The sequence below is a fragment of the Fretibacterium sp. genome (genome assembly GCF_057312375.1).
Map to the genome: position 1 here is coordinate 1 of NZ_DBHLDX010000065.1, position 10,595 is coordinate 10,595.

Below are 10,595 nucleotides of genomic sequence, written 5' to 3' on the forward strand. Positions count from 1 at the left end.
TTCTGTTGTCGGTGCCTCCAGCACCACCTCGGAGGGCAGTTCCGGGGCGGGCTCTACCGGCGCCTCGTCCTCCGGCGCGGCGTTCAGCGCGACGTCGGCGAAGGGCACAGGGACTTCCGCCTCTACGTCCAATGCCTCGGCGACAGGCTCTGTCGTCTCCGGTTCCAAGGCTGGCGCCTCCAGCACCACCTCGGAGGGCAGTTCCGGTGCGGGTTCTTCCGGCGTCTCGTCCTCCGGAGCGACGTTCAGCGTGACGTCGGTGAAGGGCACAGGAACCTCCGCCTCCACGACGGGCGCCTCGGCAGCGGGCTCAGGCTCTGTCGTCTCCGGCTCCGCGGCAGCGGTTGCCTCAGGAGCCTCCGGCAGGGGGTGTTTCCTTGGACGTCCACGCTTGCGGCGCGGGGGCTCTCCCGTGGTCGTTTCCGTGGCAGGTTCTGCCGTCGTCTCCGGCTCCGCGGCAGCGGTTGCCTCAGGCGCAGGAGCTTCCGGCAGGGGGTGTTTCCTTGGACGTCCGCGCTTGCGGCGCGGGGGCTCTGCTGTGGCCGTCTCCGGGCCTGGCTGTGCCGTCGTCTCCGGCTCCGCGGCAGCGGTTGCCTCAGGCGCAGGAGCCTCCGGCAGGGGGTGTTTCCTTGGACGTCCACGCTTGCGGCGCGGGGGCTCTGCCGTGGGCGTTTCCGGAGCAGGGTCGACCGTAGCTTCCGGCTCCGTGGCAGCGGGCGCCTCAGGTGTCGGGCCCTCCGACAGGGGGTTCTTCCTTGGGCGTCCGCGCTTGCGGCGCGGGGGCTCTGCCGTGGGCGTTTCCGGAGCAGGGTCGACCGTAGCTTCCGGCTCCGTGGCAGCGGGCGCCTCAGACGCAGGGGTTTCCGGCAGGGGGTTCTTCCTTGGGCGTCCACGCTTGCGGCGCGGGGGCTCTACCGCGGTCGTGTCCGGGCCAGGTTCTGCCGTAACAGCAGGTGCCGCGGCAGCGGGCGCCTCAGGTGTCGGGCCCTCCGACAGGGGGTTCTTCCTTGGGCGTCCGCGCTTGCGGCGTGGGGGCTCTGCCGCGGTCGTGTCCGGACTCGGCTCTACTGTAGTTGCAGATTCCGCGGTAGCGTGCGCCTCAGGCGTCGGGGCCTCCGGTAGGGGATTCTTCCTTGGACGTCCGCGCTTGCGGCGCAGGGGTGTGGAGGACGCCGGCGCCATCTCTTCGAGCGGTTGGTTCGTCTTCTCTCGGGCGTTTTTTTCGTTCATTGTGCGATCCCTCCATCACCGTGCCGGCAAGTGCAAAGCCGTTCATGCCCGCCTGGCACTCATCGGCTGCGAACGGAAGCGAATTTTCCGCATGCTCCCATCATCCTATTATAACGGTTTTGCGCACTTTTTTCGCAAATTCTCTTTATTGCGGGGGACGCTGCCTGCGGGGTCTAAATTGTGATGTACAAGACGGCCGCGCGAAGTGGATCGCGCGGCCGTCCTGCATGGAACAGATTGAAACTTGGGTCCGTCAATAGATGGCACAGAGCGTGCCGTCGCCGCTGCCGAGGTAGAGGACGCCTCCGTCGAAGGCCGGCGTGCCGTTGATGCCTTCGCCGGTCGTGAAGGTGGCTCGCTCTGCGCCGGAGGATGCGTTCAGAACGTGGAGGACGCCATCACCGCCTCCAGCGAAGACCAGGCCCTCAGCGAGGACGGGACGCGCCGCGACGTTGCCGCCGTTCGTTTCGAACTGCCACAGGATGGCTCCGTTCTCCTCGCTCAACGCGACGATCTTGCCGTTGGCCGTCCCCACGAAGACGCGCCCTCCGCCGACGGTTGGGGGGGTGGTGATGGGCTCGCCGACGTTCGGTTTGCTGTTCTTCCAGAGGGGGATGACGCCCTTGAGCCGAACGCGCTGCACGGTGCCGTCCCAACTGGAGTAGAACACGGAACCGTCGCTCATGGCCGGGGTGTTGATGGCGCCCCCCGCGCCGCCGCCCCAGACGCGTTTGCCCGTTTTGGGGTTGATGGCGCTGAATCTGCCGTTCTGCTCGCCAAGGAGGACGAGGCCGGCGTCAAAGGCCGGAGCGTTGCGCAGTTCCTGATCGGCCGTGTAGGTCCAGACGAGGCGGCCGTTGGATGCGCTGATGGCGTAGAGTTTGCCATCTCCCTTTGCCAGGTACACCTTGCCGTCGCCGACGGCCGTGCCGTCCGCAAGGGTTTCGGCGGCGTATCCTTCCTCCGGTGGAAGGTACTGCCACACAACCGTGCCGGTCGAAAGGGCGAGGCACGTGACGGTTCCGTTTCCCTGTGCGAAGATCACCTTGTCTCCCATGATGGATGGGGTCCCGACGACGGTATTCGTCCCGGTGTAGACCCAGACGGGCACGCCCGAGGCCTTTTGAACGGCGTAGAGCTTCCCCAGGCGGTCCCCTACGATGACCAGATTGCCCGCCACGGCCACGCCGCTCGAGATGCCGTCGTCCGTCCGGAAGGTCCAACCCACCTCGCCACGCCAGGCGGCGGCGGGGCTTGCCGGAAGCGCGGCGAGAAGCGCCAGGGCCACTGCGAAAAGAACGCGATTTACCTTCATAACAATTCCTCCTCTGCACCTTGAATTGCACGTCTCGCTCCCTGCGGGCCTCACTGCGCCTCGCGCGTCCGGGACGTGTCCAAACGAAAATTCCCATAGCGATGCAATATTTCAATATTAAACCGTAAAGGGCGGTTTTTCGCCACAGCCTCCTTGCTGAATTTTTGTGCTTGAAGGGCGCAAAAAAGCGGGGCCTCCGATAGAAGCCCCGCTGAAGTCCGCGTCCGCTGTTTGCTTAGGCGATGGTGACGTCCTTGCAGAGGTAGACGTCCTGCACCGCGTGGATGATCTCGACGCCCTCCTTCATGGGACGCTGGAACGCCTTGCGGCCGAGGATCAGGCCCATACCTCCGGCGCGCTTGTTGACGACCGCCGTGCGCACCGCCTGCGCCAGGTCGGACTCGCCGCCCGATGCGCCGCCCGAGTTGATCAGGCCAGCCCGGCCTGCGTAGCAGTTCAGCACCTGGTAGCGGGTGAGGTCGATGGGGTTGTCCGTCGTCAGCTTGTCGTAGACGAACTTCGAGGTCTTTCCGAAGTTCAGCGCGGTGTATCCGCCGTTGTTTTCCGCCTGCTTCTGCTTGACGATGTCCGCCTCGATGGTCACGCCGAGGTGGTTGGCCTGGCCCGTCAGGTCCGCGGAAACGTGGTAGTCCGTCGTCTTGCCGTCGACTTTCACCTTGAAGGCGGAGTTGCGGAGGTAGCACCACAACACCGTCGCCATGCCCAGCTGGTGGGCGTGGTGGAAGGCCTTTGCGATCTCCTGGATCTGGCGCGTGGACTCGTCGCTGCCGTAGTAGATCGTCGCGCCGACGGCGACCGCTCCCAGCTCGCAGGCCTGCTCCACGGAGGCAAAGAGGATCTGGTCGGCCTTGTTGGGGTAGGAGAGCAGCTCGTTGTGGTTCAGCTTCAGGAGGAAGGGAATCCGGTGCGCGTAGCGGCGGGACACGGCCCCCAGCACGCCCAGGGTGCTGGCCACGGCGTTGCAGCCTGCCTCCATGGCGAGCTTGATGATGTTCTCCGGGTCGAAGTAGATCGGGTTCGGGGCGAAGGAGGCGCCGCCGGAGTGCTCGACGCCCTGGTCCACGGGAAGGATGGAGAGGTAGCCCGTCCCGGCCAGGCGGCCGTGGTTGAAGAGCGTCGTCAGCGAGCTCAGGACGCGGTTGGGACGGTCCGAGGCCGCCACGACTTCATCCACGAAGTCCGGTCCCGGAAGGTGCAGCATGTCCGCTGGGATCGCCTTGCACTTGTGCTCCAGAAGGTCCTTCGCTTCGTCGCCGAGAAGTTTTTCGATCTTTTCAATGTCCTTGCTCATAGCGCTTTTGCCTCCTTAAGGTGTCAAGAGTCCGTCAAACCGTGTCGAGCGTCCGGGGACAGGCCTCCGGGCGGGTAAAGGGGATGAACGTTCAAGCTGTCGTTCAGTCTGCTTAATGAAGATATCACATTCCGCGCGTTACGTCACGTCCTTTTAGCGGAGATCGTCCGGGATGACTGCCTTCATCGAAAGATCATGCGCCCTTCCAGGATGTTCAGCGCGCCCGCTGCGATGAGCGTGGACGACAGAATCGCCACGACGGAGAGCCAGCCGACGAGGGGCGAGAGGAACATCGCGCACGAGCAGGCGATGAGGGCTAGACTGCTGAGGAGCATGATCCACCATCCGCGGAGGTGAAGGGAGCGCAGGCGGATGCAGGTGACGAGGCGCACGATGCCGATCCAGCACAGCCACGCCGCTACGACCATGGGGATCATGAAGGCCGTCAGTCCGATGCGCGTCAGCATGAGGACGCCCACGATCAGGTCCATGATGCCGAGGAACAGGAACCAGCGGGGATAGAGTGCCTCGCCGCGCAGGGAGAAGCACGGCAGGAGGTAGTTGATCCCGGACAGGCAGAAGCCGATCCCCAGGTAGATCGCCAGGGAGAGCAGCGCCTCCAGGGGGTAGAACAGGCTCCAAAGGCCGAGGAGGATCAGGATAACGCCCGTCAAATAGAGGGTCCAACGCAACGTCTTCATCGAGTTCATACAGCCCACTCCCTTAAAATGAATTTAGGAAGCGCTGATTCATCTCCAAAAGTTGTTGAGAGTAATCAAGGATCATCAAGCTAAGGGGTTCCTTCAGCGCTTCCCTGAAATTTTAACATGGGGCTGCGCTTTTCGGAGAGCCTTTCGGCTGGCGTTCACGGTTCGGCAGTCCACGGTCAAGTCTGTGCGAGGGTGGCGATTCAGAGGCGCCTGGACCATTTGTCGGGCCCCGCGTTTTTTGCGCAGGGCCCAACAAATGCATCCCTCAAGGGGTCACTTCTTCAGAGTGTTCGCCTTGAAGTCCTGAGCCGGCTGGTAGTCCGGATTGATCGCGAGGGCCTTTTCGATCCACTTGAGGGCCTCGGCCTCCTTCTTCAGCTTGTGTGCTGACACCCCCGCCCAGTAGGCCGAGAGGTAGTTGACGGTGGGATGGGCGTCCGCAGCCCGCGAGAACTCCGCATAGGCGTCCTTGTATTTGCCGTTCTTGAACTTGTTGTAGGCGTTGCGCTGCATAATCCCCAGGAGGTTCTTGTCCCCGCCTGAAAGGGCGTAGGTTTCGATGACCTTGGAGTCCGTGGACTGGTTCGGGTCGAAGCCAGGGATCGCCTTGGGCTCTGCCTTCGTCGGCTGGTCGGTCGCTTTTTGGTCTCCCTTCGCCGGCTCGTCGGCCGGTTTGGGCTGTTCCGGAGTGTTTGAGGCCGGCGTTTCATCGGTCGGTGCCGGCTCGGCCGCGGGAGCCGATCCGTCCTGAGGGGCGTTCCCAAAGATCTGGTCGAAGGTCCCGCTGGAGGCGGACGGACGGGAGCTGGCGTACTTGAGAGATTTTATCATCCTGTTGCTGATCGGCTCGACCTTGTCCCCACGGCGGACCAGGGCTGCCTTACCGCCCTTGACGAACGTGCAGTTGCTGTACGCGGGGGCGACCTCCCGGACCTTCAGCACGGCGAGGGCCAAGCGCTCCTGGCCGATGGTTTCACCGTTCATGCCAAGGATCGTCTTGCCGTCGGCATAGACCAGGTACAGGGCTCCTTCCTTGGCGCCCATGGAGGAGCCGATGTCGATCGTGGCCTCCTTGTCGGCCACCGAAAGGACGTGCGAACTCTCTCCGCCCAGCGTTCCTCGGATTCGGGCCGCCAGGCGCGTCACCGAGTCCGAGATGGCGCGGCTCTCCAGCCCGTCGAAGGTGCCCTCCGCCAGGACCGCGCCGCCCATGTACAAGCCGGAGGTCTCGTTGGACGAGTAGCCCGTTTCGGAGAGCGCCAGCCTGACCTCGGCCGTCGAGGTGTCCACGATGCGGACGTCAATGGTGGCCTGCGCCTCCTCCGAGCCCGTCGCGATGCCGATGCTGCCAAAGAGCGGGATCGCACCTCCCGACGCCTTCTTGTTCAGCTCCGTCACCGCGCCCAGGAGGATGTACTGCACGCCCGCGATGCGGCCCAGCTCGGCCGCCGTGCCGGCGTCCACCAGCCCCGACTGCCCCAGCCGGATCTCCTTGCCCACCTTGTCCAGCTGATCCCTCTCGATCACCGAGATCGACTTCGAGCTGGCCAGGGCACGGGTCATCAGGTCCATCACGGCGTTGGCCTGCTGCTGCGTCACGCCCGACGTCTTGCTCTCGAACTGGAAGACTCCGATTCGCACCTTCTCCTCCTGCGCCCGGCAGGGAACGGCAAATAGGGCCAGGGCAAACAACGCTGCTACAATGCTCTTACGCACTCTCATGAATTAAAGCACCTCCGCTTTTCGTCCAAGCGCTCCATCCTGAACTCATTGCCTGTGTGGGTTCATATCCTAGTGGTCCCGGCCCTCGCTCACTCCAGCTTCAGGTCCCTCATGGCCTCCACGTGCTTCATCACGGCCTTGCGCGTGGCCGCGGCCAGGATGCCGTTGACCTTGCCTGCCCCGAATCCGCCGTATTTCGTGATGAGCCCTCCCAGCGTCTGGTTGGAGGCCCCCTGCGCTGCGGCGGCGTAGACCACCTCGCTCGTCTGGTTGTCGATGAGGCGGATGTCGAGGGTCACGTAGGCCGTGTTGGAAGCGCCCCCAACCCCGCCGACCCCGGGGATGGGGACGGCCCCTCCGGCGGCCTTGTAGTGGTACTCCGTGACGGCCCCCGTCATGGAGTAGCGGGCTCCCTTGATCTTCCCCAGCTCAGGGGCGGTGGACTCGTCCATCAGGCCCGATTGCCCAAGTCGGATTTCCTCCCCGACGTAGTTCAGCTTCTCGCGCTCCACCAGGGTAAAGAGGCCCGCCTCGAAGAGCTCGGTGGTCATCATCTCGGTGATGGCGGAGGCGGGGACGCTGCCCCCTGCCTTGTTCGTGAACTCTCGGACCGCCAGGGTCGGCCTGGCCTCCGCTCCGACAGCGAGCGCTCCGACGAGGAGGGCCGTCAGGACGAGCAGGCGCAGGTTTCGATTTCGTTTCATGGTCAACCTCTCCCTTCCCTTCGGGCTGGGCCGCGGCTATTCCGTCATCCGCTTGACGGCCAGAGCGGCTGCGGCCTCGATCGACTTCTGCTGGGCCTCCGACGGGGTGTAGCCCACCTGCTTGCCCGCCACGGTGTCGGCGTAGATCTGGCTTCCGTTGGAGGCCGTGACCATGACGGCGATGGAGGAGGTGCCCGTGTAGAGCTGGAACTCGTTCAGAACGGGGCGTCCAGCCTCCGACTGGGCCGTGATCAGAGTGCTGAACCCGTACTGCCTGCTCAACTTCATGATTGCGTCCACGTTGCCGTCCAGGGCCAGAGCCGCGGCCTTGCTGCGCCGTATGGCGTCCAGCTTCTTGGGGTCCACTACCTTGTACCCCTTGGCGAGCAGCTGGCGTGTGAATACCGAAGCCACCTGCGCCGCCTCTTGGGCGGAGGCGCTCTTGGAGAGCACCGCGATCGAGCCCTTGGGCAGAACCGCGTGGGCGGTCCCCGACGTCAGACAGAAGATCAACCCAAAAACGAGGGCGAAAACGCTCCTCCAATGTTTCAGTGCCATTGACATCTCCTCCATGAAAAGTGTTTGATTACAAAATCGCGCTTGACGAAGCGACCGTTGGGCCTCGCCTGTGCCGTCAGGGGCGGCGGGCTTTGCTCTCAGCTTGCCGCTCGGCCCACCTTCAGAGGCCAGGAAACGCAGGCCCTATTGTTCTAGCGCGCAGGGGCGCTGTTACGCTTCAATCGCTGCATCTCGCCCGCCACGTAGACGCCGCCGTTCCTGTTCAGCAGGCGGGAGAGCGCCGTTTCCACCTCGATGAAGTAAAGCCCGCCCTCGATCCTCTCGGAGAGGATGCGCACCGGGGGGACGGGGCCGGAGAGCCACAGCGTCCGCTCCCTCAGGGCGGGGTCCTCGAGGATGTGCCCGCGCAGCACAAGGAGCCCCCGGCGTGCGTCCGTCAGGGCCGCCCGACGGGCCAGAAGCCTGCCCTGCGCCGTATTCTGAACTACGCGCCCCACGCCGCGGACGAACGCGCGGTTCTCCTCCCAGTCGGCGTAGAGGCTCTCCTCCGTCATCTGCAGCAGGTCCTCCGTCGAGGCCTGGACCGGCTCGGCAAGCTGAGCCGTCGCCCTTCCCGCGAGGCAAAGGGCCAGAACGGCCGCGAGGACCCCTCGTTCCACCCGGCGCTTCAGGTTCTTCATGGTGCGGGAGCCTCCATGCCTCGGCCCTCGACGAGGGCATCCGAAACGCCCTCGATCTCGCAGCCCCGGTCCGAGAGGATCGAGGCCAGGTCCTCCGCCGTCTTGTCCGAGACGACGTCCAGCTCCAACTCACCCTTCCGGAACTGCCGCTGATAGACCCCCGTCACGCCCTCGAGCCCGGATAGCTCCTCCTTGAGGGCCTTCGCCTCCTTGAAGGCGACATCGGTCAGCTTGACCTTGATCGTCCGTCCGGGGATGCCTCCCGCCGAGCCGGAGATCAGCGCGTAGGCGATCTTGTTCACCAGGCTCTTGCCCGCGCGGCTCGCCGTCGGCTTCAGGCCCCGGATCGCGCCGTCCTCGACGGAGGTCCCCTTCTGCTTTTCCTCGTAGGTGTCGGAGCCCAACTGATAGGCTGAAGCGGACAGCACCGCCTTGAGCTGTACCGTGCTGCGCACTCCATAGATGCGGACGCCGCTCACTTTCTGGTCCGCGTAGGCGCTGGCGTAGGCCTTGCCGTAGATCAGGACGTCCGCCTGGAAGTTACGGGCGATCTCCCGTAGCTTTTCCGGGTCCCCCGCGCTCCGCGCTGCGGCCAGGTCGATCTCCTTCAGCGCCCCTGCCTGGGTTGGGTCGACCAGCAGGTACCCCGCCTTCTCGAAGACCCGCAACACCTCGCTCTCCGCGGTGGAGAGGAAGGAGGGCTTGTCGCCGATCCGCTCGTCCAGTAGAACCATGATGCGGGGGTTCCCCAGCGCGTCGATGACCACCGGACCCAGCACCCCGTCCAGCGCGGCCTCCGCTACGTCGCAGGAGGCGGACAGGTGGAGCAGGCCGTCGGCGTCCTCCCACTCCTTCAAGATATCCATCCGCTTGACGAGGCCCTGGGACTGGGAGAAGACCTTGTCCTTCACCACCTCGAAGTCCTTCATCTCCGTGATGCCAGTGACGTAGGCGCCAAGGGCCTTCTCCAGCGCGTCGCGTTGGAGGGAGCGCTTGGCCTCCTCGCGGGCCTTGTTCTTCGCCCCGTCGACGATGGGGGCGTACCCCTCCGCCTCCACCGTGATGAGCTTTCCGACCGGAGGCTTGGGAGCCGCCTTCTTCGCACCCCAGGCCCCCGTGGCTGCGCCCAGCGTCAGGACGAGGCACAGTGCCGTGAGCGCCGCCCTCCTGAAAGCCCCTCCGAAGGGGAGGGGCTGAAACGCATTTCGTGTCGATCGCTCTCGCATGGGACGCCGCCTACTTGGAAACCACGATCACTTTGCAGTCCTTGCGGAAGTCGTAGGAGCTGCCGCGGACCTTTGCGGCAGCCGAGTTCGGGATGACGATGTCCACATTCCCGTTCTTCAGCTTGACTGCCTTGGTGACGATCGGGTTGCTGGCGACGTGAACCTCGCCCTTCGCGTAGTTGATGTTGTTGTAGTAGGCGCAGAGCCCCGACTGGAGGAAGCGGTCCTGATCCACGAACGCCATGCCGTACACCGGCTTGCCCGACTCGTCGAGGACGCGGAAGCTCATCGAGGGGACCAGCGGAAGGTGGCGGGCGTCGATGACGAGGCCCGTGTAGCGCCCCGCGGACTTCTTGGGTTTGGGTTCCTTATAGGACTTGTCCGCCGGGATCTTCGGTGCGACGACGGCCCGGACCGGGGGCAGTTTGATCCGGCCGGTGACCGTATAGGCCTCGCCGTCCCACTCGCCGCGCATGACCTCCACGTTCTTGATGATGCCGGAGATCTCGGAGCGCACGCGGTCCTCCGCCATGAAGTCGTTCATCGTGGTCTGTCCGTCGATCCGAACGCCCTTCATGAACTCCAGCAGGTTGCGCTGAAGGTCCAGGGTCGCGCCCCTGCGCGCCAGCGCCTTGCCCTGGGCGCCCTTCTTTCCCGTGGGCGCCACCGCCATGCCCGTGGCCTCGATGTAGTTCTCCGTCCAGTTCATCAGGCCGTTTTCCGTCTTGACGACGACCGCACCCGGCCCGTTGACGTCGGGCACGGCGACTTCCGCCTGTGCGACGACGGGGGACTTGTCCATCAGGGCGATTTCCTTGCTCTGAAGGGCCGACTCCTTTTCGCTCAGAGCAGCTTCCTTCTTCTTCAGCTCGGCCTCCCGTGCCTCGAGGTCCGCTTGATGCTTTTCCGCCAGAAGGGCCTCCTTCTTCTGGAGCTCGGCTTCGCGGGCCGCAAGCTCGGCCTCGCGCTTGTCCGCAATGGCCGCTTCCTTCTGCTTCAGGTCCGCTTCCCGCGCCGCAAGCTCTGCGGACGACTCGGAGGAGGCCTGATCCTTCTTCTGCAACTCGGCTTCCCGCGCGGCGAGGGCGGCCTCCTTCTCCTTCAGCGCCGCCTCGCGGGCCACAAGCTCCGCGGACGATTCGGAAGACGCTTTGCCCTGACTCGCCAGCGCGTCCTC

The 10,595-nt window shown here is 64.8% G+C and carries 8 protein-coding genes and 2 pseudogenes; all 10 read right to left on the reverse strand.

Translation table 11 applies throughout. The features are described 5' to 3' along the window. Positions 1-1,230 (reverse strand): annotated as a pseudogene (locus ACO41U_RS08635) (hypothetical protein); the annotation flags it as partial. Between the two features lie 253 nt (positions 1,231-1,483). Beyond that, positions 1,484-2,545: an outer membrane protein assembly factor BamB family protein gene (locus ACO41U_RS08640; protein ID WP_485943192.1), complete on the reverse strand. Its 1,062-nt coding sequence runs from the start codon at positions 2,543-2,545 to the stop codon at positions 1,484-1,486. 235 nt (positions 2,546-2,780) lie between these two features. Beyond that, positions 2,781-3,857: a class I fructose-bisphosphate aldolase gene (locus ACO41U_RS08645; RefSeq protein ID WP_485943194.1), complete on the reverse strand. Its 1,077-nt coding sequence runs from the start codon at positions 3,855-3,857 to the stop codon at positions 2,781-2,783. Positions 3,858-4,039: 182 nt separating this feature from the next. Further along, a complete protein-coding gene (locus ACO41U_RS08650; RefSeq protein ID WP_485943196.1) occupies positions 4,040-4,567 on the reverse strand; it encodes an HdeD family acid-resistance protein in 528 nt (175 codons plus the stop codon). A 273-nt stretch (positions 4,568-4,840) separates the two neighbouring features. Then, on the reverse strand, positions 4,841-6,289 hold the full coding sequence (locus ACO41U_RS08655; RefSeq protein ID WP_298781359.1) for a CsgG/HfaB family protein: 1,449 nt from the start codon (positions 6,287-6,289) through the stop codon (positions 4,841-4,843). Positions 6,290-6,378: 89 nt separating this feature from the next. Beyond that, complete coding sequence (locus tag ACO41U_RS08660) at positions 6,379-6,993, reverse strand: CsgG/HfaB family protein (protein WP_485943198.1); 615 nt, start codon at positions 6,991-6,993, stop codon at positions 6,379-6,381. Between the two features lie 36 nt (positions 6,994-7,029). Further along, a complete protein-coding gene (locus ACO41U_RS08665; RefSeq protein ID WP_298779500.1) occupies positions 7,030-7,551 on the reverse strand; it encodes a hypothetical protein in 522 nt (173 codons plus the stop codon). Between the two features lie 152 nt (positions 7,552-7,703). Further along, positions 7,704-8,192 carry a hypothetical protein gene (locus ACO41U_RS08670; protein WP_485943200.1) on the reverse strand — a complete coding sequence of 163 codons (489 nt, stop codon included), beginning with the start codon at positions 8,190-8,192 and terminating at the stop codon, positions 7,704-7,706. After that, entirely contained in the window at positions 8,189-9,418 is a 1,230-nt protein-coding gene (locus ACO41U_RS08675; protein ID WP_485943202.1) for a hypothetical protein, read from the reverse strand. The genes ACO41U_RS08670 and ACO41U_RS08675 overlap by 4 nt, the downstream gene beginning before the upstream one ends. Positions 9,419-9,428: 10 nt before the next feature. After that, a pseudogene (locus ACO41U_RS08680) lies at positions 9,429-10,595 on the reverse strand (hypothetical protein); the annotation flags it as partial.

Bases quoted from the DNA above. Each gene is read 5' to 3' on its own strand.
- ACO41U_RS08640 (WP_485943192.1), bottom strand. From the start codon at position 2,545: ATGAAGGTAAATCGCGTTCTTTTCGCAGTGGCCCTGGCGCTTCTCGCC.
- ACO41U_RS08645 (WP_485943194.1), bottom strand. From the start codon at position 3,857: ATGAGCAAGGACATTGAAAAGATCGAAAAACTTCTCGGCGACGAAGCG.
- ACO41U_RS08650 (WP_485943196.1), bottom strand. From the start codon at position 4,567: ATGAACTCGATGAAGACGTTGCGTTGGACCCTCTATTTGACGGGCGTT.
- ACO41U_RS08655 (WP_298781359.1), bottom strand. From the start codon at position 6,289: ATGAGAGTGCGTAAGAGCATTGTAGCAGCGTTGTTTGCCCTGGCCCTA.
- ACO41U_RS08660 (WP_485943198.1), bottom strand. From the start codon at position 6,993: ATGAAACGAAATCGAAACCTGCGCCTGCTCGTCCTGACGGCCCTCCTC.
- ACO41U_RS08665 (WP_298779500.1), bottom strand. From the start codon at position 7,551: ATGGCACTGAAACATTGGAGGAGCGTTTTCGCCCTCGTTTTTGGGTTG.
- ACO41U_RS08670 (WP_485943200.1), bottom strand. From the start codon at position 8,192: ATGAAGAACCTGAAGCGCCGGGTGGAACGAGGGGTCCTCGCGGCCGTT.
- ACO41U_RS08675 (WP_485943202.1), bottom strand. From the start codon at position 9,418: ATGCGAGAGCGATCGACACGAAATGCGTTTCAGCCCCTCCCCTTCGGA.